The sequence below is a fragment of the Nocardioides pymetrozini genome, assembly GCF_046058985.1.
Lineage (GTDB): Bacteria > Actinomycetota > Actinomycetes > Propionibacteriales > Nocardioidaceae > Nocardioides.
The window spans coordinates 954,979-976,344 of record NZ_CP175556.1; the positions used below are offsets into that span (position 1 = coordinate 954,979).

Genomic DNA, 21,366 nt, shown 5'->3' on the forward strand with positions numbered 1-21,366 from the left:
GCCGACGAAGGGGTTCGTGGCGGATACTCACGTCCATGCCGTCGACCAGTCAGCTCGCCGCCTTCGCGATCGCCTCGTTCCTGTTCATCCAGGTGCCGGGGCCGAGCCTGCTGTTCACCATCGGCCGCGCCCTCACCGTCGGGCGTCGCGATGCGCTGCTGTCCGTGGTCGGCAACGCGCTCGGCCTGGTGGCGCAGGTCGTCCTCGTCGCCGTCGGCCTCGGCGCGGTGGTGGCGGCCTCGGCGACCGCGTTCACGCTGCTCAAGCTCGCCGGAGCGGCCTACGTCGTCTACCTCGGCGTCCGCGCCATCCTGCACCGCGCCGACGCCCGCGCCGCGCTGGAGGCGGCGAGCGCCGGCATGCCCGGCCCCTCCGAGAAGGGCCTCGCGTCGGTGCGCACCGGGTTCGTCGTCGGGGCGACCAACCCGAAGACGATCGTCTTCTTCGTCGCCTTCCTCCCGCAGTTCATCGACGGCGGTGCGCCGGCGGCGCCGCAGCTGGTGCTGCTCGGCCTGCTCTTCGGCGCGATGGCGGTCTGCTCCGACGGGTGCTGGGCCCTGCTGGCCGCCCGCGCCCGGGACTGGTTCGCGCGCAAGCCGAAGCGGCTCGACTCGCTCGGCGCCGCCGGCGGCGCGATGATGGTCGGCCTCGGCATCACGCTCGCGACCTCCGAGAGCCACTGACCGGGGGAGACGCCGGGCGCCTCAGTACGCCGTGCGCGCCTCGTCCGCGAGCCAGGCGTCGAAGGGGGCTGCGGCGTCGGGCACCGGCAGGTGGGCCACGGGCATCGACCACTCCGCGCGCGGGCGCTCGAAGAGCTCGTAGAACGCCCGGTCGTCGAAGCCGCCGCGCGCGGCGTCGTCCCGGTCCGCGGCGTACACGACACGGTCGAGGCGCGCCCACAGCGACGCGGACACGCACAGCGGGCACGGCTCACACGACGCGTAGAGCGTGCATCCGCCCAGGTCGAAGGTCCCCAGCTCCGCGCAGGCCGCCCGGATCGCCATCACCTCGGCGTGGGCGGTGGGATCGAGGTCGCGCGTGACGCGGTTCTGGCCCTCGGCCACGACGGCGCCGTCCCGCACGACGAGCGCGCCGAAGGGACCGCCGCCGGCGGCGACGTTGGTCGTCGCCAGTGCCACCGCATGGGCCAGCCAGGTCTCCTCGCTCATGGCGCCATTCAACCCTGGTGGCCGTGCTGGTCGCGGCCCTGGGATGCGACCAGCTGCTCCATCACGTGCCGCAGCGCCTGGACCACGCGCTGGGCGGAGCGGCGGCGCAGCGTCTCCGGGCGGGCCAGGACGTCGATGGTTCGGCTGGTGCTGAGCCCGTGCAGCGGCCGGAGCACCACGTCGTCGTACGGGTGCGCGGCGGTGTAGCGCGGCAGCAGGCCGATGCCGGAGCCGGCGGCGACGAGGGCGGCCACGGCGCCGTAGTCGTTGACCCGGTGGACCACGTGGGCGCTGCGCCGGGTCAGCGCGGCGACGGCGGTCAGCACGTCGTCGGGGGAGTAGCCCACGCGACTGGTCACCCAGCGCTCGCCGACGACGTCCCGGGGACGCAGACGGGCACGGGCGGCCAGCGGATGGGCCGCGGGGAGGGCGACGTCGAGCGGCTCCCGGGCCAGGGTGACGACGTGCAGGTCCTCGGCCGGCCACGGCGGGCTGTGCTCCATGCGGTGTGCGAGCACCAGGTCGTACTGCGCGGTGAGTGCCGGGAAGTCGCTCTGCGCGACGTCCTCGTCGGTCAGCCGGAGGTCCGGCGGGTCGCCCTGGTCGGGGCGGGCCAGCTCGCGCAGGAGCGGGCCGAACAGTGCCTGCCCGGCGCTGTGGAAGCTGCTCAGCGTGACGGTGCCGGTCGCGGAGCTCTCGAACTGCTCGACCGCCCCGCGGGCGGCGGCCATCGCGTCGATGACGCCGGCACCCGCGCGGGCCAGCACCCGGCCGGCGTCGGTGAGCACCAGGGTCCGTCCGTCGCGCCGGGTCAGCGGGGTGCGGAACTGCCGCTGCAGGGCCGAGAGGTGCTGGGACACCGCCGACGGCGAGACGTGGAGCGCCTCGGCCACGGCGGTGACGCTGCCCAGCGCGCCGAGCTCGCGCAGGATCGTGAGCTGGTGGATCTCCACCGGGTCAGCCTACGGTGAAGCGTCTGCTTAAGGGACGATGCAGGAAGTGGCCGTTGATCTGAACGGTCGTGGGGCGCTGCAATGGGTGGGTGAAGGCGCTCTACAAGGCCGAGGCCGGCCCCGGCCTGCTGCTCGCCGACCGGCCGGACCCGGTCTGCGGCCCGGCCGACGTGGTCATCCGGGTCCTGCGCACGGGCATCTGCGGCACCGACCTGCACATCCTGCGCTGGGACGACTGGGCCGCGGGCGCCGTCCGGGCGCCGCTCGTCCCCGGCCACGAGTTCTACGGCGAGGTGGTCGAGGTCGGCCCGCTGGTCGACGACGTCGCGGTCGGCGACCGGGTGTCGGGCGAGGGACACATCGTCTGCGGCACCTGCCGCAACTGCCGCGCGGGACGCCGCCAGATGTGCATCCGCACCGTCGGCCTCGGCGTGCAGCGCGATGGCGCCTTCGCCGAGTATCTCAGCCTCCCCGCCAGCAACGTCTGGGTCCACCACGAGGTGGTCGACCCCGACCTCGGCGCGATCTTCGACCCGCTCGGCAACGCCGTGCACACCGCGCTCGCGTTCCCCGTCGTCGGCGAGGACGTCCTCGTCACCGGGTGCGGCCCGATCGGGCTGATGGCGATCGCCATCGCCCGCCACGTCGGAGCGCGGTACGTCGTCGGGACCGACGTCAGCGCCGCCCGGCTCGAGCTGGCCCGGCGGATGGGCGCCGACGCGGTCGTGGACGTGTCGAGCGGCTCGGTGTCCGACGTGCAGCACGAGCTCGGCATGCGTGAGGGCTTCGACGTCGGGTTCGAGATGAGCGGGGCGGCCTCGGCGCTCCCGCAGATGATCGACAACATGAACCACGGCGGCCGGATCGCGATGCTCGGCCTGCCGAGCGCGCCCTTCGCGGTCGACTGGGGGAAGGTCGTCACCCACATGCTGACGCTCAAGGGGATCTACGGGCGCGAGATGTTCGAGACCTGGAACGGGATGGACGCGATGCTGCAGACCAGCAGCACGCTGCGTACGGCGATCGGCTCGGTCATCTCCGACCGGCTGCCCGCCCGCGACTGGGAGCAGGGATTCTCGATCGCGGCCTCCGCCGGGGTCGGCAAGGTCGTTCTGGACTGGACGGAGCTGTGATGTACGGAGACTTCAGGAAGCACCTCGCCGCCGAGCTCGACGGCATCGAGCAGGCGGGGCTCACCAAGCGCGAGCGCGGCATCCGCGGTCCGCAGCGGGCGGAGATCGTTGCCGACGGCGCCGAGGTGCTCAACTTCTGCGCCAACAACTATCTCGGTCTCGCCGACGACCCGCGCCTGCTCGAGGCGGCGCGCGACGCGCTCGACACGTGGGGCTACGGCCTGGCCAGCGTCCGGTTCATCTGCGGCACCCAGGAGCAGCACCTCGCGCTCGAGCGCCGGCTCTCGGAGTTCCTCGGCACCGACGACACGATCCTCTACTCGTCCTGCTTCGACGCCAACGGCGGCGTCTTCGAGACCCTGTTCGGCCCCGAGGACGCGATCGTCTCCGACGCCCTCAACCACGCCTCGATCATCGACGGCATCCGGCTCTCCAAGGCGCGCCGGCTGCGGTACGCGAACCGCGACATGGCCGACCTCGAGGAGCAGCTGAAGGCCGCCGCCGACGCCCGCTTCCGGGTCGTCGTCACCGACGGCGTCTTCTCGATGGACGGCTACATCGCGCCGCTGCGGGAGATCTGCGACCTCGCGGACCGGTACGACGCGCTCGTGCTCGTCGACGACTCCCACGCGGTGGGCTTCATCGGCGCCGGTGGCCGGGGCACGCCCGAGCTGTGCGGCGTGGCCGACCGGGTCGACATCTACACGGGGACCTTCGGGAAGGCGCTCGGCGGTGCCTCCGGCGGCTACGTCTCCTCGCACCGCGAGATCGTCGCCCTGCTCCGCCAGCGCTCGCGCCCGTACCTGTTCTCCAACACCCTGGCGCCGTCCATCGTCGCCGGCACGCTGCGGGCCCTCGACCTGGTGGAGGGCTCCGGCGACCTGCGCGAGCGGCTGCGGGCCAACGCCCGGCTGTTCCGCGAGCTGATGGGCGCCGAGGGCTTCGACCTGCTCCCCGGCGAGCACCCGATCGTCCCGGTCATGTTCGGCGACGCCGCCCTCACCGCGCGGGTGGCCGACGAGATGCAGCGCCACGGCGTCTACGTCACCGCCTTCAGCTTCCCGGTCGTGCCGCGCGGCCAGGCGCGGATCCGGGTGCAGCTGTCCGCGGCCCACACCGACGACCAGATCCGCCGCTGCGTGGCCGCGTTCGTCGCCGGACGGGCGGCCGCGACAGACGAGAACACGCCCTGAGGTTGATCAGACAGGAGGATTTCCTGTTGAATGGGTCGTATGGCGAATGTTCTCCTTGACTCTGGCTCGACGGTGACCCGTGCTCACGGCGATGCGGTGGTGGCCCATCCCGCGTGGCGGACCCTGAAGGACGCCGTCGAGGAGATCCGCACCTGGCAGCGCGCCGACGGCTCCGTCGACTTCGACGCCGAGGGCGCCCCCACGCGCGACGCCGCTGCCGCGGCGACCGCGACGGTCGCCGACGCGATCGAGCACCTCTCGCCGCTGCTGCCGCACGATGCCGCCTACCACCGCGCCGCCGTCGCCGACCTGCGCCGCTGGGCCGACGCCGGGTTCGGCGTACCGGACTTCCTCGACTCGCTGATGGCCTTCCAGCCCGCGCAGGAGCGCACCGACGGCCGCCAGCACCTCGTCGTCTTCCCGATGTACACCCAGAACGGCAACCCCGCCCGCAACCTGGAGGCCGTGGTCTTCCGGATGGTCTGGCCGGACTGGCTCGCCGAGCTCGAGGCCACCCGCTTCGACAACCCGCTCTTCTGCGGCATCGCGTTCGAGGACTTCACCAGCGGCTACGACACCAACTCCGCGGTCCTCTTCCCGGAGACCGTCGCCGTGCGCGAGGTGCCCGAGCGGTTCAGCTGGGGCGGGATCTTCTGCGACCGCGAGGCGGCCCGCTTCCGCCGCGTCAGCGAGGCGGCCGTGTCGCTGCTCGGCGTCGAGCTGCCCGAGGAGGTCCGCGGCCTGCTCGACGACCAGCAGCGCAGCCAGGACGCCTTCGTCCTCTGGGACATGGTCCACGACCGCGCGCACAGCCACGGCGACCTGCCCTTCGACCCGTTCATGATCAAGCAGCGCCAGCCGTTCTGGATGTACGGCCTGGAGGAGCTGCGCTGCGACCTGACCGCGTTCAAGGCCGTCGTCGAGCTCGAGGCCGAGGGCTTCGCGCAGGCCAAGGACGTGCAGCACGCCATCCTTCTCGACCGCATGTTCCGCTTCCCGGTCACCGGCGAGCGCACCCGCAACTACGACGGCCTCGGCGGCCAGCTGCTCTTCGCCTATCTCCACCAGCACGACGCGCTCCGCTGGACCGACAACACGCTGCGCATCGACTGGGACCTCGCCCGCGAGGTCACCAACGCGCTGTGCACCGAGATCGAGGACCTCTACCGCGACGGCATCGACCGCCCGAAGCTCGTGCACTGGCAGGCCGGCTACGAGCTCGTCAGCCGCTACCTCTCGCCGCACCCCGCCTCCAAGTGGGCGCGCGGCCACGAGGCGCTGGACTTCACCAAGCAGCCGCGCGAGCTCGTCGACGACGTGCTGCCGGACGAGTTCCCCCTGAGCATGTTCTTCGAGGCCCTAGCCAAGAAGCTCAAGAGCGTGATCGCGGAGACTCGCGGCATCACGGCCGCCGCGTGAGCGCGGCGCCCGAGGGCCGTGTCGTCGCCGTCGCCGGCGCGGGCGGCCCGGCCGGTCGCGCCGTCGTACGACGCCTGGCGGCGCAGGGCGTGCGGGTCGCGGCCGCCGACGCGGACCCCTCCCGCCTCGAGGATGCCGTCGACGGCACCCACGACGGAACGACCGCCGAGGGTCGGGTGGTCGACCTGCTCGACGCCGACGCGACCCGTGCCTGGGTCGACGACGTCGTCGACCGCCACGGCCGCCTCGACGGTCTGGTCCACCTGGTCGGCGGCTGGCGCGGGGGCAAGGGCCTGACCGCGGAGGCGCTGACCCACTGGGCGGCGCTCGAGCCGCTGCTGGTCCGCACCCTCCAGCACACCACGCTCGCGGCGCAGGAGGCGCTCGCCGCCGCGCCGGCTGGCCGGTTCGTCGTCGTCAGCGCGGCCGGTGCCGGCGCGCCGACGGCCGGCAACGCCGCGTACTCCGCCGCGAAGGCCGCGGCGGAGGCGTGGACCCTCGCGCTCGCCCACGCCTTCGGCCGGTCCGGTCCCGGCCCCGCCGCTACGATCCTCGTCGTCAAGGCCCTGCTCGACGAGGCGATGCGCGCCGCCCGCCCGGACGCCGCGTTCGACGGCTACACCCACGTCGACGACCTGGCCGTGACGATCGCGGGACTGTGGGACCGGCCCACCGCCGAGCTGAACGGAGAGCGCCTGTGGCTGACGCCGCAACCCTGAGCACCACCGCCGCCCGACGGCGGCACGACCCCGAGGCGCGACAGTTCGCCAGCGACAACTACGCCGGCGTCCACCCCGAGGTCCTCGCGGCGCTCGCGGTCGCCAACGGCGGCCACCAGGTCTCCTACGGCGAGGACGCCTACACCGAGCACCTCCAGGAGCTGATGGCCGGGCTCTTCGGCGCCGGCGTCGAGGCCTATCCCGTCTTCAACGGCACGGGTGCCAACGTCGTCAGCCTCCAGGCGCTCACCGACCGGTGGGGCGCGGTGATCTGCGCCGACACCGCCCACATCAACGTCGACGAGGGCGGCGCCCCCGAGCGGATGGGCGGACTCAAGCTGCACACCGTCGCCACGCCGGACGGCAAGCTCACCCCCGAGCTCGTCGACCGGCACGCCTGGGGCTTCGACGACGAGCACCGGGCGATGCCCCAGGTCGTCTCGATCACCCAGTCCACCGAGCTCGGCACGCTCTACACCCCCGACGAGGTGCGGGCCCTCGCCGAGCACGCCCACGGGCTGGGTCTGCGGGTGCATCTCGACGGCGCCCGCCTGGCGAACGCCGCCGCCGCGCTCGACGTACCGGTCCGCTCCTTCACCTCGGACGCGGGCGTGGACGTGCTCTCGTTCGGCGCCACGAAGAACGGCGCGCTGGGCGGCGAGGCCGTCGTCGTGCTGAACCCGGACGTCGTCAGCCACCTCAAGCACCTGCGCAAGCTCTCCATGCAGCTGGCGAGCAAGATGCGCTTCGTCTCGGTCCAGTTCGAGGCGCTGCTCGCCGACGGTCTCTGGCTGCGGCTCGCCGGTCACGCGAACGCCATGGCGCAGCGTCTCGCCGCCGGCGTCCGCGAGGTCGACGGCGTCGAGATCCTCCACCCGGTGCAGGCGAACGGCGTGTTCGCCCGACTTCCGCACGAGGTCAGCCGCCGGCTCATGGAGCGCCACCGCTTCTACTTCTGGGACGAGGCCGCCGGCGACGTGCGCTGGATGTGCTCGTTCGACACCACCGAGGAGGACGTCGACGCCTTCCTCGCGGCGCTGCGCGAGGAGATGGGCCGCTAGGACACGCCCGAGCCCGCCCGCTCGCCGACCGGTCCGGGCAGGGACCCGCGCCGCATCGCGAAGATCCACCTGCGGCGGGGATGCTCGCTGACCGACCACAGGCTGTCGGTCTCCGGCCACCACACCAGGTCCTCGGGGCCGGGCGGCGTGGCCCAGCGGTGCTCCCGGAAGGCGCCCGGCAGGCCGACGTACACGGATCCCGGCTTGACCGGGCCGCGCGAGCGCGTGACGTAGTAGGTCCCGTCGATCGCGGCGACGCCCTGCATCCGCGGGACGCCGCGGTCGTCCACCTCGGCGAGCGCGCGCCCGTCGGTCTCGCTGCGCGGCAGGCCGCTCGCGGGGTCGATCGCGAACCGCGCCATCCGTCGGGTCTGGGCGGGGGAGCCGTACTCCCCGACGACGAGGGCCGGGTAGTCCTGGCTGCGGTCCAGCGTCAGGAACGAGTAGCGCAGCCGCTCGACGCCCTCCTCGTGTCCGCTCTTCTGGGTGAACCGGACGGGCAGCAGGTAGCGGTGCCCGAAGGTCGAGTACGCCGAGCCGGCCGGCACGCGCAGCACGTCGCCCACGTGCGCAGTGTGGATGCCCGCGCCCGTCGCGGCGACGTGGAGATGGTCGCCGTGCCACACGATGCCGCCCGCGTGCACCTTCAGGGGCCGGAAGCCCGGCAGCCCGTCGTCCAGGGTGGGGACGACGAGGAGCACGTGCCCGTAGCGCCGGCGCTCCAGGTCGACCACGCTGAGCCGTGAGCCGCCCGTCGTACGGGCGTACCAGGACGTCACGAGCACGTCGTGGCCGTGTTGCTCGCGGAAGCCGGTCCGCGCGGAGGTCGTGATGCCCTGCGGGTACCAGTTCGGGTCGCGGCGGTCCTCGGCCTCCCACGTCCATGCCTGGCTCACCTTGCGACCGAGCAGTCCGTGAAGCGGGGCGCGGCTCCGGCGCAGGCGGCGGGGCAGGTCCGGCGCCATGCCGGTCATCCCGACGCGGCCACCGCCGTCCGCGGCGAGCGCGGCGGCGAGCGCCTCGATCTCCGCGCCGTTCTCCGCCGTGCGGGTCAGGTGCAGTCCGGACACGGCGGCCACGGTAGCGGGTGGTGGGTCGTGCTGCGCTTCGGCTTCCGGGTTCGCTACGTGCCGGAATCCTCCGATCGACATGGTCGCGCGCCGCTGTGGTCGCGGTGGGGGGTTGAGTCGTCAGTTCTGACCCGCCGAGTCGTCGGTTCTGACCCGGTGAGTGGTCGGTTCTGGCCTGCGGGGGTGGTGCTGTGTGCCTTCCGGGTTTGCTGGGTGCCCGGTTGATTTTTCGATTGACGTGGTGGCGCGCCGCTGTGGTTGAGCTGGTTGGCTGGACGCCCCGTTCGGGTTTGAGGTTCTGCCCGTCTGACCCCTGTGGTTGCGGTGGTCCCGGTCCACTTTCGCCACGTCATGTTGCAGTGGGTATTCACAGCTGCCGGACGGGTTTCGCCTGTCCCCAGGCGGGTTTTCTCCCGTTCGTTGTGTCGTACGTCGGTGGGAGAATCCAGTCATGGATCTCGGGACCACGCCTCGTTCGACAGCAGAGCTGCTGTCGCGTGTGGCCGATGGTGTCCGGGCTCGTGAGCGGCTCGTGGTCGAGGAGTGGGAGGCGATCGTCGCCTGGGCCAGCAACCACGTCGTCGCGGGTCCCGAAGGTGCCGCCACGATCACGGAGGGCTATCTCGACACCGGGGTCCCGATCGCCGGCGAGGGTGCACCCCTGGTGTCGGAGTTCGGGCTGATGGAGTTGGTCGCGGTGCTCGGCCGCAGCCCGGATGGTGGTCGGGCGTACGTCGGTCGGGTGATCGAGTGCGCCTGGCGCCTGCCCCATGTGTACGACGCGGTGGTCGCCGGGCGTCTGGCGCCGTGGCGCGCGGAGCGGATCGCCGAACGCACCCACGGCCTCAACTCCGAAGCCGCTGCCTTTGTGGACCGTCAGCTGTTCGACGCCACCGGGGTCGGGTGGGCCCAACTCGACCGGCTCATCACCGAAGCCGTCCTCCGCTACGACCCCGCCACCGCAGAAGCCGAACGAGCCAAGGCCGCCGACGGGCGACGGTTCGACATCGACGCCCAGGTCGACGACCACGGCCTCGTCACCATCTCGGGGTTGTTGGACGCCGCCGACGGGCACGACCTCAACCTCGCTGTCGCACGGCGCGCCGAGGTACTCGGACGGCTCGGCGACCAGTCCTCGCTCGACGTACGCCGCTCCAAGGCCGCCGCGGAGCTCGCCCGTGCCGACCTCGCCATCGATCTCCTCATCCCCGACCCCGACACCGGAGAAGCCATCGCGGTTCCGGGGCGTCGGGTGGAGCTCAACGTCCACATCACCGACACCACCCTCACCGGAGCCAACCCGGTCGGTCGGTGGGAGCAGGGCGGCTGCCCGATCTCCTCCGAGCAGATCCGGGAGTGGCTGCAGGCCCACGACACCACCATCACGATCCGCCCGGTCATCGACCTGGCCGAGCACATCCCCGTCACCGGGTATGAGGTCCCCGACCGCCACAAGCGCGCGGTCGCCCTCAGGGATCACACCTGCCGCTTCCCGCACTGCACCCGCCCCGCGACCCGCTGCGACATCGACCACGCGACCCCCCATGCCCAGGGCGGAGTGACCTGCCCGTGCAACGAGGTCCCGCTGTGCCGACGCCATCACCGCGCGAAGACCCACTCGGCCTGGCGCTACGACACCCCGACCCCGGGCACCTATGTCTGGACCAGCCCGAACGGCCACGCCTTCCGCGTCGACCACCGTGGCACCCACCCGATCCGCCCGGGTTGAGGCGCCATCTCCCACCCGCCGAGTCGTCAGTTCCGACCCGCACCCCGCAGGACCACGACCCGCGGGGCGCATCGGCATGTCCCGATCGGGGATGATGGCTCCATGCGCGGGATCTTCTTCGACGAGGACGACGCCAGGGCCGCTGCGCTCGCGCTGGTCCGGGGCGGCTTCGCGGCCGAGGTCGTCCGCGAGCGCCTCGCCGGGGAGGACGACGACGAGGACCATCCCTGGGCCGTGCTGACCGACGCCCCCGAGATCCAGCTCGAGATGCTCGTCGAGACGTACGACGGCTGGCTCGACTACGACGACGCGGACGCCGCCCCTTCCGCCGACCCTCCCCGCAAGGCCGGCTTCGCGCTGCCGCTGCCCGACGCGCCGAGGCGGATCAAGCGCCCGGAGTGATCACCCCTCCGCCGGCAGGCCGTCGGTCGCGGCGCAGCCGAAGGGGCCCTCGCGCCCGGCGAAGGCCTGGATGACCGCGGACCGCTCCGCGAAGTCGCTCTCGACCCGCACCGCACGTCCGTCGGTGGTGACCTCGACGCGCGGGCCGTCCTCGGGGGAGGGCTGCCAGGCGTCCAAGAGCGCGTCCACGGACGCGGCGTCGTCCTCTGCCGCCCGCTCGTCGGCGAAGAGCCGTACGGCGCGGACCGGCTCGTCGCTCGCGACGTACACCGCGACGCCGTCGGCCGCGCACGGCGCGTCCAGCGTGAGCGCGGCGTACTCCAGCGCGTCCTGGTCCTCGGCCTGCTCCAGCAGGTCGCCGAACGTGCCGGCGTCGGCGAGCGAGTCGGCGTCGTCCTCGACGGCGTCGAGCAGCGCGGGCACGTCGGATCCGGAGAGGATGACCTCCTCGTCGGGGACGAGGGCGAGCGTGAGCAGGTCCCCGTCCGCCGCGGCCGGGTCGGCGGTGAACGTGGGACGGTCGTCGGGGCCGGTTCGCCGGTAGCCCGCGTCCTCGAGGTCGGCGGCGACGGCGTCGAAGTCGAGATCGTCGACCATCTTCCACACCCGTCCGACACCCGCCCCGCTGGTCGCCGTCGCCTCCCACTCGACGTCGTCCTCGCCGAACGCCGCCGCGTCCGTCGCCGCCGACCAGCGGGCCAGCTCGGTGACATACGCGTCGGCCGGCTCGTCCTCCTCGTCCGAGCCTCCGCGGTCGGCGAGGGCGGCGCGGTCGACGAAGGTGACGGTGGTGGCGCCGGCCGGGAGGTACTCCAGCGCCTCCTCGACCCGCGAGCTCCCGTCCAGCAGCGCGCAGCCGGAGAGCGGTGCGCACGCGAGGACGGCGACCAGGCCCGTGATCGGGGCGAGGCTCCCGGGGATCCGCATGGGGCCCATCATTACGCTCGTGCTCATGACCGCATCCGCCGCCCACCGCCTGCTCCTCGTGCACGCGCACCCCGACGACGAGTCGATCGGCCAGGGCGCGACCATGGCGAAGTACGTCGCCGAGGGCCGCGGCGTCACGCTGGTCACCTGCACCGCTGGCGAGATGGGCGAGGTCCTGGTGCCCGAGCTGGAGCACCTGGCCGCCGACAAGGAGGACCGCCTCGGCGAGCACCGCAGGGGCGAGCTGGACGCGGCGATGGCGGCGCTGGGCGTGCGCGACCACCGCTTCCTGGGCGGCTTCGGCACCTATCGCGACTCGGGGATGAAGTGGCACGAGGACGGCCACGCCGTCGCCGCCGACACCATCCACGAGAACGCCTTCTGGCACGCCGACCTCACCGAGGCCGCGACCCACCTGGTCGCGGTCATCCGCGAGGTGCGGCCACAGGTCCTGGTGACCTACGACGAGTTCGGCGGATACGGCCACCCCGACCACATCCAGGCCCACCGGGTCGCGATGTACGGCGCGCAGCTGGCCGCCGCGCCGTCGTACCGGCGCGACCTGGGGGAGCCCTGGGACATCGCGAAGATCTACTGGGGCGCGATCTCCGAGAGCCGGATCCGCGAGGGCCTGCGCCGGCTGCGCGAGGTCGGCGACACGACGACCTTCGAGGGCATGGACCCCGAGGGCGACCTGCCGCCGATGTTCCGCCCCGACGAGGACATCTCCTGCGAGGTCGACGCGGGGGACCACGTCGAGCAGAAGCTCGACGCGCTGCGCGCCCACGCCACGCAGATCACCACCGACGGCCCCTTCTTCGCGCTGTCCAACAACGTGGGGGCGCAGGCCTTCGGGCGCGAGCAGTTCCGGCTCGTCAAGGGGACGCCCGGCCCGGTCGACCCGGAGACCGGCTGGGAGACCGACCTCTTCGCCGGCATCCCCGGCTAGCGGTGCGCGGGCTGATCGCGCTCGGCTGCCTCCTCCTCGGCGCGGGGGTCGGCCTCGCCACCGTCCTGCTGCACGGCTACGGCTGGGGTCTCGGCCTGGGGATCGCCGCGACCGCGGCCACGCTGGCCGCCCTCCCGGGCGGCTGGTGGGCGCGCCTGGCCTTCGCTCTCGGGTGGACCGGGCTGCTCGGAGCGGCCACGGTCCAGCGTCCCGAGGGCGACTACGTGATCGCCGCGGACGCGTCCGGCTACCTCCTCCTCGCGACCGGAGCGGTCGTCCTCGGCGCCGGTTTCGTGGGCCTGCGCGGGCGCGTGGATGCGGGCGGCGTCCCGACCCCTCCTTAGGATGACGCGGTGACGTTCTGGGAGTCCGAGACGAGCGGCAAGACCGAGCGACCCGGCGGCAAGGTGGTCGTGGTCGTCATCGTGCTGCTCGTGCTGCTCGCGGGCGGCGGCTACGTCGCCGCGCACGCCGTGGCCGGCGACAAGGTCCCTACCGGCACCACCATCTCCGGCGTCGAGGTGGGCGGGCTCACGCGCGCGGCCGCGATCGAGAAGCTGGAGCAGACCTTCGGCGCCCGGGCCGACGCCCCGATCACGGTCAGCGTCGCGAAGCAGGGCCAGGCGGGGCGGGCCAACGACGCGAAGGTGGAGCCGGGCGACATCGGCCTGGCGATCGACTACGAGGCCTCGGTCGACGCAGCCGGTGCGGGCGACTCGTGGAGCCCCGCGCGCCAGTGGGACTACTTCACCGGTGGCGAGGACGTCGACGCAGTCGTCGAGGTCGACGAGGGCCGCCTCGACAGCACCCTGGCGGAGCTCTCCGCCGGCCTCGGGACCCCGCCCAAGGACGGCACGGTCACCTTCACCGCCGACGGACCGCAGACCACCCAGCCCCAGGCGGGCCAGGAGGTCGACCGAGAGAAGGCGCGCGCCGCCATCACCGACGCCTTCCTCGCCGGCGAGCGGGCCGTCGAGCTCGAGGTCGCGCCCGCGCAGCCCGAGATCGACGCGGCGGACGTGGCGGAGGCCCTCGAGTCCTTCGCCAACCCGGCGATGGCCAACGCCGTGACGCTGCAGTTCGGCGAGAACGACGTCCGCCTCACCCCGCGCCAGTACGCCGGCGTGCTGTCCATGAAGCCCGAGAACGGCGAGCTCGTCCCGGTGGTCGACGAGGCAGCGCTCACCGAGCTCGTCAAGGGCGCCACCGCGAACGGCGAGCCAGTCGACGCGACGGTGAAGCTGAACCGGAAGGGCAAGCCCAAGGTCGTGCCGGCCAAGCCCGGCGTCACCTTCGCCCCGGCCGAGGCGGCGCAGGTCTTCCTGGGGCTGCTGACCGCGCCCGAGGGCTCGCGCAGCGGGCCGGTCACCGCCCAGGTCGCCGACGCCGAGTTCACCACCCAGGACGCCGAGAACCTGAAGATCGTCGAGAAGGTCTCGGAGTTCTCGACGTACTACCCGCACGCCGACTACCGCAACGTGAACATCGGCCGCGCCGCGGAGCTGATCGACGGCACGGTCCTGAAGCCGGGCGAGGAGTTCTCCCTCAACAAGATCGTGGGGGAGCGGACCGCGGAGAACGGCTTCACCGAGGGTTACATCATCAGCAACGGCATCCTGAGGAAGGACCTCGGCGGCGGCGTCTCCCAGATGGCCACGACGACCTTCAACGCGATGTTCTTCGCCGGGCTCAAGGACATCCAGCACAAGCCGCACTCCTTCTACATCGACCGCTACCCGGTCGGGCGCGAGGCGACGGTGGCCTGGCCGAGCGTCGACCTCCGCTTCCAGAACGACACCGAGTACGGCGTGCTCATCCACGCCTGGGTGGAGCCGAGCACCTGGTCCCGGCAGGGCAAGGTGACCGTGCAGATGTGGTCCACCAAGGTGTGGGACATCGAGTCCAAGACGTCCAACCGGTACGCCACGGTCCCGCCCGCCACGCGCACGCTGACCACGCCCGACTGCGAGCCGCACACCGGCTGGTCCGGCTTCCAGGTGGACGTCACGCGCATCTTCCGCAAGCACGGCGAGTCCGCGGTGGACCACACCGAGAAGTTCCACACGGTCTACACGCCCTCCGACACCGTCAAGTGCGCGAAGCCCGCACCGCCGCCGGCGGGCAACCCCGACCCGGGCACCTGAGCCCGCTGCGGTCACCGAGACCGCACCAAGCATTTGCTTGGTAGCATGCGCGCATGAGCGTTCCGAGCGATGCCGCGACCCCTGCGGTCGAGGGCTGGTTCACGACCGGCGAGGAGCCGCGGCTGCTCGCCTCACGGTGCACCACGTGCAGCAACGTCGTGTTCCCGCCCGTCTCCGTCGACGCAGGGGCGGCCTCCTTCTTCTGCCGCAACCCCGCGTGCGACGGCCAGGAGCAGGACACCGTCGAGCTCTCCCGGCGCGGGCGGGTCTGGTCCTACACCGATGCGCAGTACCAGCCGCCGGCGCCCTACGTCCCGGCCAGCGACCCCTTCGAGCCGTTCGCGCTGGCCGCGGTCGAGCTGCCCGAGGGGATCGTCGTGCTGGGCCAGGTGGCGCAGGGCTACGGCGTCGCCGACCTGAGGGTGGGTGCGGAGGCCGAGCTGGTCGTCGAGACGCTCAACGTGGACGAGACCGGGGAGCGCAGCATCTACCGCTGGAGGCCGGTCGCATGAGGGTCGTCATCGCGGGTGCGGGCATGCACCCTTGGGGCAAGTGGGGCCGCAACTTCACCGAGTACGGCGTGCACGCGGCGCGTGCGGCACTCCAGGACGCCGGCATCGCCTGGGGTGACGTCGACCTGGTCGTCGGCGGCGAGACCGTCCGCAACGGCTACGCCGGCTATGTCGCGGGGTCGACCTTCGCCCAGGCGCTTGGCTGGAACGGCGCGCGGATCGCCACGTCGTACGCCGCCTGCGCGACCGGCGCGCAGGCCATCGACACCGCGCGCGCCCGGATCCTCGCCGGCCTGAGCGAGGTCGCGCTGGTCGTCGGTGCCGACACGACCCCCAAGGGCTTCCTCGCGCCGAACGCCGGCGAGCGCTGGAACGACCCGGACTGGCTGCGCTTCCGGCTGCTCGGCATGACCAACCCGGCCTACTTCGCGCTCTACGCGCGGCGCCGGATGGACCTCTACGGCGCGACGTCCGAGGACTTCGCCCAGGTCAAGGTGAAGAACGCTCGGCACGGGCTGGCCAACCCCAACGCGCGCTTCCGCAAGGAGTCGTCGGTGGCCGAGGTGCTCGCCTCTCCCATGGTGTCCGACCCCCTGCACCTGCTCGACATCTGCGCGACCTCCGACGGCGCGGCCGCGCTGGTGCTCACGAGCGCGGACTACGCCAGGAGGCACGGGATCGCCCAGCCCGTGCGGGTCGCGGCGGTCTCGACCGTGACGCCGACCTTCCCGAACACGGTCATCGACATGCCGCTGCTGGCGACCGACTCCTCGGCCGTGACCGGCGTGCCGGAGCGGACGTTCAAGGAGGCGATCGGTCTGGCGGCGTACGAGGAGGCGGGCATCGACCCCGCCGACGTCGACGTCGCCGAGGTGTACGACCTCTCCACGGCGCTCGAGCTGGACTGGATCGAGGACCTGCAGCTGTGCAAGCGGGGCGAGGCCGAGGCCCTGCTGCGTGCCGGCGACACCGCGATCGGCGGCCGGATCCCGGTCAACCCCTCGGGCGGCCTGGCCTGCTTCGGCGAGGCCGTCCCCGCCCAGGCCATCGCGCAGGTCTGCGAGCTCGCCTGGCAGCTGCGGGGCCGGGCCGAGGGACGCCAGGTGGAGGGCGCGAAGGTCGGCATCACCGCCAACCAGGGCCTCTTCGGCCACGGCTCCTCGGTGGTGCTGTCGGTCTGAGCCCGGTCAGGACGCGGGCGGGAGGATCTCCCAGACGACGTGCTCGCCCGCCAGCCCCTTGAGCTGCACCGGCTCCCGCTCCAGGAGGGTCAGGGCGGCGTCCTCGTCCAGCGCCTCGCGCACCGCGTCGCTGGCGAGGATCTCGCCGCCGCGGGCGAGGTCGGCGACCCGGGCGGCCATCGCGACGTTGCGGCCGAAGTAGTCGCCGTCGCGGGCGACGACCTGGCCGGTGTGGATGCCGATCCGGACCAGGATCGGCCCGTACCGGCGAAGGGTCACGTCGCGCGGCAGGTCCCGCTGGATGCCGAGCGCCGCGCGGCAAGCGGCCTCGGTGTCGCGGAAGGCGACCATGAAGCCGTCGCCCGCGGTCTTGACGACCTGGCCGCGATAGCGCTCGATCTGGGTGCGCAGCACGCGGTCGTGCGCGGCGAGCACCTTCACCCAGGTGGCGTCGCCGAGCCGGTCGTTGAGCGGCGTCGAGTCCTCGATGTCGGAGAAGAAGAGGGTGACCGTGCCGTCGGACGCCGCCATGTTGAGGATGTCGGCGCGCTCGTCGTCGCTGGCCCAGGTCTGCAGGTCCTCGACGGTGCTCTGGATCAGCCCGCCGATGCCGTGCGAGCGGACCTTCGAGGCCGTGCGGATGACCCGTCGTACGGCGCGCTCGGCGGAGTTGCTGGGCGGGGGAGGGCGCAGGGCGGCGTCGAGGTCCGACTCGAGCTGGGCGACGCGGGCCCGGGTCTCCGCGAGGTCGTGCTCCAGGCGGGCGCGGTCGCGGGCGAAGGCCAGCACGAGGACGAGCAGTCCCACCAGCAGCACGCACAGGACCCCGACGACGATCGCCACGTTCGAAAGACTAGGGCCCCGCACGGGTCTTGCGGACCGCAGTAGCGTGAGACGGTGACCACTCCGGCTCCCACCACGGCCCCGACGACGGCCCCGGCGATCAGCACTCTCGGCGAGCTGCGCGCCTCCGGACACCAGCACAAGCCGCTGCGCGCCGAGCTGCGCGACAACCTGCTCGCCCTGCTCGCCGCCGGCCAGGACCCCTGGCCCGGCCTGCACGGCTTCGAGGACACCGTCGTCCCCCAGCTGGAGCGGGCGATCATCGCCGGGCACGACGTCGTCCTGCTCGGTGAGCGCGGACAGGGCAAGACCCGCCTGCTGCGTACCCTCGTGGGCCTCCTCGACGAGTGGTCGCCGGTCATCTCCGGATCCGAGCTCGGGGAGCACCCCTACGAGCCGATCACCGTGACCTCGCGGGCCGCCGCGGCGACGTACGGCGACGAGCTGCGGATCTCCTGGCGCCACCGCGAGGAGCGGTACGCCGAGAAGCTGGCCACCCCCGACACGAGCGTCGCCGACCTGATCGGCGACGTCGACCCGATGAAGGTCGCCGAGGGACGCTCGCTCGGCGACCCCGAGACGATCCACTTCGGGCTCATCCCGCGCTCCCACCGGGGGATCGTGGCGATCAACGAGCTGCCCGACCTGGCCGAGCGGATCCAGGTCGCCATGCTCAACGTGATGGAGGAGCGGGACATCCAGATCCGGGGCTATGTGCTGCGCCTGCCCCTCGACGTCTTCGTGGTCGCCTCCGCCAACCCCGAGGACTACACCAACCGTGGGCGGATCATCACCCCGCTCAAGGACCGCTTCGGTGCCGAGATCCGCACCCACTACCCCAAGGCGCTCGGCGCGGAGATCGCCGTCATCCGCCAGGAGGCGGACCTGCAGCCCGAGCGCGTCGACGTACCGGACTTCCTGGTGGAGATCCTGGCCCGGTTCACCCGCAACCTGCGCGAGTCCAGCGCGGTCGACCAGCGCTCGGGCGTCTCCGCCCGCTTCGCGATCGCCGGCGCGGAGACCATCGCCGCGGCCGCGCTGCGGCGCGCGACCATCCAGGGCGAGGACCGCGCGGTGGCCCGGGTGGTCGACCTGGAGACCGCGGTCGACGTGCTCGGCGGCAAGATCGAGTTCGAGTCGGGCGAGGAGGGCCGTGAGGACGAGATCCTCACCCACCTGCTGCGCACCGCGACCGCGGAGACCGTCCGCGAGCGGCTGCGCGGCCTCGACTTCGCGCTCCTGGTCGAGGCGATCGAGGAGGGCGCCACCGTCGTCACCGGCGGCCAGGTCACGGCCCGCGACGTGCTGGCCGGCCTGCCCGTCCTCGGTGAGTCGGACCTCTACGACCAGGTCTGCGAGCGCGTGAACGGAGCCGGGGGCGGCCGGAGCGACGGCGAGCGCGCCGCGGCGGTCGAGCTCGCCCTGGAGGGGCTCTTCCTCGCACGCAAGATCGGCAAGGACGTGCAGGTCGGCGAGGCGGGAGCCGAGACCGTCTATGGCTGAGCTCTCCCCGTTCGGGGTGCGCGTCGCGTCCGGCACCCTCCGTGAGGACGGAGGGGACGGCGTCGTGCTGCCGCACCGCTGGACCGAGGAGGGCGTGCAGGCGGGGCCTGCGACCAACGGCGCCCAGGTGCTCCACCTCGCGGTCGCACTGTGCGTCCTCAACGACGTCTACCGCGAGGCCCAGCGGCTCGAGGTCCCGGTCCACGGCGTCGCGGTGAGCGTCGACGGGTCGTTCGACGACGTGTGGGCCTCGACCGGGATCGACTACGACATCCGCCTCGACACCGACGCCCCGGACCCGACGGTCCAGCTCCTGCTCGAGGTGGTCGAGGAGGTCGCCGAGATCCCGCGCGTGCTGCGCGCCGGCGCCGACGTACGACGGAGGCTGACGTGAGCCGCTATCGCCGGTACGACGGCGGCGACCCGCTCGCGCCGCCGGTCGACATCGCCGAGGCCCTCGACGCGATCGGCGAGGACGTCATGGCGGGCTACAGCCCGGAGCGTGCGATGCGTGAGTTCCTGCGGCGCGGCGGCCAGGACCAGCCCGGCCTCGACGACCTCGCCCGGCGGGTGGCCGAGCGGCGGCGCGAGCTGCTCCAGCGCCACCACCTCGACGGCACCCTCGACGAGGTCCGCGAGCTGCTGGAGAAGGCGGTGCTCGAGGAGCGCAAGCAGCTCGCCCGGGACGCGATGATGGACGACGGCGACCGCGCCTTCCGCGAGCTGCGGCTGCAGAGCCTGCCCGACTCGCCCGCCGCGGCGGTCACCGAGCTCGCCGACTACGACTGGCAGTCCCGGGACGCCCGCGAGGCCTTCGAGCAGATCAAGGACCTCCTCGGCCGCGAGCTGCTCGACCAGCGCTTCGCCGGCATGAAGCAGGCGCTGGAGAACGCGACCGACGCCGACCGGCAGGCGATCAACGAGATGCTCGGCGACCTCAACGAGCTGCTGGAGAAGCACGCCCGTGGCGAGGACACCCCCGAGGACTTCCGGGAGTTCATGGCCAAGCACGGCCAGCACTTCCCGGAGGACCCCCGCGACATCGACGAGCTGCTCGACGCCCTCGCCCAGCGCTCGGCCGCCGCGCAGCGGATGCTCAACTCGATGAGCGCCGAGCAGCGCGCCGAGCTGATGCAGCTGTCCGCCCAGGCCTTCGGGTCCCCGGCCTTGATGGAGCAGCTGGACCGGCTCGATGCGAACCTGATGTCGTTGCGCCCGGGCGAGGCTTGGGGCGGCTCGGAGCAGTTCGGCGGCGGCCCCGGCGACACCGGCCTCGGCCTCGGCGACGGCACCGGCGTCCTGCAGGACCTCGCCGACCTCGACGCGCTCGCCGACCAGCTCGCCCAGGCCAGCAATCCAGGCGGCGCCCGGCTCGGCTCTCCTGACCTCTCCTGGGTCGACCTCGACAAGCTCGCCCGCCAGCTCGGCGACCAGGCGGCGGTCGACGCGCGCAAGCTCCAGGAGCTCGAGCGCGCGCTGCGGGAGTCCGGTGCCATGGAGCGCGGGTTCGACGGCGAGCTGCGGCTCACGCCGAAGGCGATGCGCCAGCTCGGCAAGGCGCTGCTGCGCGATGTCGCCCAGAGGATGTCGGGGCGGCAGGGCCAGCGCGAGCTGCGCCAGGCCGGTGCCGCCGGTGACCTCTCCGGTGCGACGCGGCCGTGGGCCTTCGGGGACACCGAGCCGTGGGACCTGCCGCGGACGGTGCTCAACGGGGTGCTGCGCCGGGCCTCCACCGGCGCGACGGGCTCGGACGGCGGGCCGCTGCTGTCGATCGACGACGTCGAGGTCGTCGAGACCGAGGCCCGCACGCAGGCCGCCGTCGCCCTCTGCGTCGACACGTCCTTCTCGATGGCGATGGACGGGCGCTGGGTGCCGATGAAGCAGACCGCCCTGGCGCTGCACACGCTGATCGGCTCCCGCTTCCGCGGCGACAGCCTCGAGCTGATCGGCTTCGGCCGGCACGCCCAGACCATGCGGATCGAGGAGCTCACCGCCCTCGACGCGCGCTGGGCCAAGGGCACCAACCTCCACCACGCGCTGCTGCTCGCCAACCGCCACTTCCGCAAGCATCCCAACGCCCAGCCGGTGCTCCTCATCGTGACCGACGGCGAGCCGACCTCCCACCTGGAGTCGAGCGGTGAGGTGTTCTTCTCCTACCCTCCGCACCCCATGACGATCGCGCTCGCCGTGCGCGAGCTCGACAACGCCAGGCGGCTGGGTGCGCAGACGACCTTCTTCCGGCTCGGCGAGGATCCCGGTCTCGCGCGGTTCATCGAGTCGATGGCGCGCCGCGTGGAGGGCTCGGTGGTCGCCCCCGAGGCGGGGGACCTCGGTGCGGCCGTGGTCGGCTCCTATCTCGGGTCCCGTCGAGGGGCGGCGGGCTCGGGCGGCCCGGGCTCGTACGGCGACTGGTTCGGGTCGCGGGGCTTCTGGGCCGGCTGAGCTGTGGACGACGG

General features: G+C 72.8%; 21 protein-coding genes. 16 read left to right on the forward strand and 5 right to left on the reverse strand.

What is annotated here, in order from left to right:
- The first annotated feature begins 35 nt into the window (after positions 1–35).
- Positions 36–683, forward strand: a complete 648-nt coding sequence (locus ACJ5H2_RS04640; protein WP_408898397.1) for a LysE family translocator — start codon at positions 36–38, stop codon at positions 681–683.
- 21 nt (positions 684–704) lie between these two features.
- On the opposite strand, the gene ACJ5H2_RS04645 is transcribed toward ACJ5H2_RS04640, so the two are convergent.
- Together ACJ5H2_RS04645 and ACJ5H2_RS04650 are read right to left on the reverse strand one after the other, a co-directional pair.
- Entirely contained in the window at positions 705–1,172 is a 468-nt protein-coding gene (locus tag ACJ5H2_RS04645; RefSeq protein ID WP_408898398.1) for a nucleoside deaminase, read from the reverse strand.
- An 8-nt stretch (positions 1,173–1,180) separates the two neighbouring features.
- Positions 1,181–2,125: a LysR family transcriptional regulator gene (locus ACJ5H2_RS04650; RefSeq protein WP_408898399.1), complete on the reverse strand. Its 945-nt coding sequence runs from the start codon at positions 2,123–2,125 to the stop codon at positions 1,181–1,183.
- Between the two features lie 89 nt (positions 2,126–2,214).
- On the opposite strand from ACJ5H2_RS04650, the gene tdh reads away from it, so the two are divergent.
- The 5 genes from tdh (at position 2,215) to ACJ5H2_RS04675 (ending at position 7,650) form a co-directional block, all read left to right on the forward strand.
- Positions 2,215–3,258 (forward strand): L-threonine 3-dehydrogenase, encoded by a 1,044-nt coding sequence (gene tdh, locus ACJ5H2_RS04655; protein WP_408898400.1) that lies wholly within the window; start codon positions 2,215–2,217, stop codon positions 3,256–3,258.
- Positions 3,258–4,451 carry a glycine C-acetyltransferase gene (locus ACJ5H2_RS04660; protein ID WP_408898401.1) on the forward strand — a complete coding sequence of 398 codons (1,194 nt, stop codon included), beginning with the start codon at positions 3,258–3,260 and terminating at the stop codon, positions 4,449–4,451. The genes tdh and ACJ5H2_RS04660 overlap by 1 nt, the downstream gene beginning before the upstream one ends.
- Before the next feature lie 72 nt (positions 4,452–4,523).
- Complete coding sequence (locus ACJ5H2_RS04665; RefSeq protein ID WP_408898402.1) at positions 4,524–5,870, forward strand: DUF6421 family protein; 1,347 nt, start codon at positions 4,524–4,526, stop codon at positions 5,868–5,870.
- Positions 5,867–6,589: an SDR family NAD(P)-dependent oxidoreductase gene (locus tag ACJ5H2_RS04670; RefSeq protein WP_408898403.1), complete on the forward strand. Its 723-nt coding sequence runs from the start codon at positions 5,867–5,869 to the stop codon at positions 6,587–6,589. The genes ACJ5H2_RS04665 and ACJ5H2_RS04670 overlap by 4 nt, the downstream gene beginning before the upstream one ends.
- The gene (locus ACJ5H2_RS04675) at positions 6,568–7,650 is read left to right on the forward strand and encodes a threonine aldolase family protein (protein ID WP_408898404.1); all 1,083 of its coding nucleotides are present in this window, start codon (positions 6,568–6,570) and stop codon (positions 7,648–7,650) included. The genes ACJ5H2_RS04670 and ACJ5H2_RS04675 overlap by 22 nt, the downstream gene beginning before the upstream one ends.
- Here ACJ5H2_RS04675 and ACJ5H2_RS04680 read toward each other — a convergent pair.
- Entirely contained in the window at positions 7,647–8,720 is a 1,074-nt protein-coding gene (locus ACJ5H2_RS04680) for a hypothetical protein (RefSeq protein WP_408898405.1), read from the reverse strand. The two genes, ACJ5H2_RS04675 and ACJ5H2_RS04680, sit on opposite strands and share 4 nt — an antisense overlap.
- A gap of 451 nt (positions 8,721–9,171) precedes the next feature.
- Here ACJ5H2_RS04680 and ACJ5H2_RS04685 point away from each other — a divergent pair, with 451 nt between their 5' ends.
- Both ACJ5H2_RS04685 and ACJ5H2_RS04690 read left to right on the forward strand, forming a co-directional pair.
- Positions 9,172–10,449 (forward strand): HNH endonuclease, encoded by a 1,278-nt coding sequence (locus ACJ5H2_RS04685; protein WP_408898406.1) that lies wholly within the window; start codon positions 9,172–9,174, stop codon positions 10,447–10,449.
- 102 nt (positions 10,450–10,551) lie between these two features.
- On the forward strand, positions 10,552–10,851 hold the full coding sequence (locus ACJ5H2_RS04690; RefSeq protein WP_408898407.1) for a hypothetical protein: 300 nt from the start codon (positions 10,552–10,554) through the stop codon (positions 10,849–10,851).
- Here the strand turns inward: ACJ5H2_RS04690 and ACJ5H2_RS04695 are convergent, their stop codons facing one another.
- Positions 10,852–11,805, reverse strand: coding sequence for a hypothetical protein (locus ACJ5H2_RS04695; RefSeq protein ID WP_408898408.1), 954 nt, complete (start codon positions 11,803–11,805; stop codon positions 10,852–10,854).
- Between ACJ5H2_RS04695 and mshB the strand changes: the two genes are divergently transcribed.
- Genes mshB through ACJ5H2_RS04720 form a run of 5 tightly spaced genes read left to right on the forward strand, consistent with a single transcriptional unit; the run spans position 11,804 to position 16,564 of the window.
- Complete coding sequence (gene mshB, locus ACJ5H2_RS04700; protein WP_408898409.1) at positions 11,804–12,727, forward strand: N-acetyl-1-D-myo-inositol-2-amino-2-deoxy-alpha-D-glucopyranoside deacetylase; 924 nt, start codon at positions 11,804–11,806, stop codon at positions 12,725–12,727. The two genes, ACJ5H2_RS04695 and mshB, sit on opposite strands and share 2 nt — an antisense overlap.
- A gap of 2 nt (positions 12,728–12,729) precedes the next feature.
- A complete protein-coding gene (locus ACJ5H2_RS04705) occupies positions 12,730–13,071 on the forward strand; it encodes a hypothetical protein (RefSeq protein WP_408898410.1) in 342 nt (113 codons plus the stop codon).
- Between the two features lie 9 nt (positions 13,072–13,080).
- On the forward strand, positions 13,081–14,871 hold the full coding sequence (locus tag ACJ5H2_RS04710; protein WP_408898411.1) for a VanW family protein: 1,791 nt from the start codon (positions 13,081–13,083) through the stop codon (positions 14,869–14,871).
- Positions 14,872–14,924: 53 nt separating this feature from the next.
- Positions 14,925–15,383, forward strand: a complete 459-nt coding sequence (locus ACJ5H2_RS04715; RefSeq protein WP_408898412.1) for a Zn-ribbon domain-containing OB-fold protein — start codon at positions 14,925–14,927, stop codon at positions 15,381–15,383.
- Entirely contained in the window at positions 15,380–16,564 is a 1,185-nt protein-coding gene (locus ACJ5H2_RS04720; RefSeq protein ID WP_408898413.1) for a lipid-transfer protein, read from the forward strand. Before ACJ5H2_RS04715 ends, ACJ5H2_RS04720 begins: the two co-directional genes overlap by 4 nt.
- A gap of 6 nt (positions 16,565–16,570) precedes the next feature.
- On the opposite strand, the gene ACJ5H2_RS04725 is transcribed toward ACJ5H2_RS04720, so the two are convergent.
- Positions 16,571–17,407, reverse strand: coding sequence for an adenylate/guanylate cyclase domain-containing protein (locus tag ACJ5H2_RS04725; protein WP_408898414.1), 837 nt, complete (start codon positions 17,405–17,407; stop codon positions 16,571–16,573).
- Positions 17,408–17,461: 54 nt separating this feature from the next.
- Here ACJ5H2_RS04725 and ACJ5H2_RS04730 point away from each other — a divergent pair, with 54 nt between their 5' ends.
- From ACJ5H2_RS04730 to ACJ5H2_RS04740, 3 genes are read left to right on the forward strand one after another with little or no spacing between them, the layout of a single operon-like run.
- Positions 17,462–18,910, forward strand: a complete 1,449-nt coding sequence (locus ACJ5H2_RS04730) for a magnesium chelatase (protein WP_408898415.1) — start codon at positions 17,462–17,464, stop codon at positions 18,908–18,910.
- Positions 18,903–19,304, forward strand: a complete 402-nt coding sequence (locus ACJ5H2_RS04735; protein ID WP_408898416.1) for an OsmC family protein — start codon at positions 18,903–18,905, stop codon at positions 19,302–19,304. Before ACJ5H2_RS04730 ends, ACJ5H2_RS04735 begins: the two co-directional genes overlap by 8 nt.
- Positions 19,301–21,352, forward strand: a complete 2,052-nt coding sequence (locus ACJ5H2_RS04740; protein ID WP_408898417.1) for a vWA domain-containing protein — start codon at positions 19,301–19,303, stop codon at positions 21,350–21,352. The genes ACJ5H2_RS04735 and ACJ5H2_RS04740 overlap by 4 nt, the downstream gene beginning before the upstream one ends.
- The last annotated feature ends 14 nt before the right edge of the window (positions 21,353–21,366 follow it).

Excerpts from the sequence above, each read along its gene's own strand:
- ACJ5H2_RS04660 (WP_408898401.1), top strand. The coding sequence starts at position 3,258 with ATGTACGGAGACTTCAGGAAGCACCTCGCCGCCGAGCTCGACGGCATC.
- ACJ5H2_RS04645 (WP_408898398.1), bottom strand. The coding sequence starts at position 1,172 with ATGAGCGAGGAGACCTGGCTGGCCCATGCGGTGGCACTGGCGACGACC.
- ACJ5H2_RS04640 (WP_408898397.1), top strand. The coding sequence starts at position 36 with ATGCCGTCGACCAGTCAGCTCGCCGCCTTCGCGATCGCCTCGTTCCTG.
- ACJ5H2_RS04720 (WP_408898413.1), top strand. The coding sequence starts at position 15,380 with ATGAGGGTCGTCATCGCGGGTGCGGGCATGCACCCTTGGGGCAAGTGG.
- ACJ5H2_RS04690 (WP_408898407.1), top strand. The coding sequence starts at position 10,552 with ATGCGCGGGATCTTCTTCGACGAGGACGACGCCAGGGCCGCTGCGCTC.
- ACJ5H2_RS04695 (WP_408898408.1), bottom strand. The coding sequence starts at position 11,805 with ATGAGCACGAGCGTAATGATGGGCCCCATGCGGATCCCCGGGAGCCTC.
- ACJ5H2_RS04685 (WP_408898406.1), top strand. The coding sequence starts at position 9,172 with ATGGATCTCGGGACCACGCCTCGTTCGACAGCAGAGCTGCTGTCGCGT.
- ACJ5H2_RS04735 (WP_408898416.1), top strand. The coding sequence starts at position 18,903 with ATGGCTGAGCTCTCCCCGTTCGGGGTGCGCGTCGCGTCCGGCACCCTC.
- mshB (WP_408898409.1), top strand. The coding sequence starts at position 11,804 with ATGACCGCATCCGCCGCCCACCGCCTGCTCCTCGTGCACGCGCACCCC.
- ACJ5H2_RS04715 (WP_408898412.1), top strand. The coding sequence starts at position 14,925 with ATGAGCGTTCCGAGCGATGCCGCGACCCCTGCGGTCGAGGGCTGGTTC.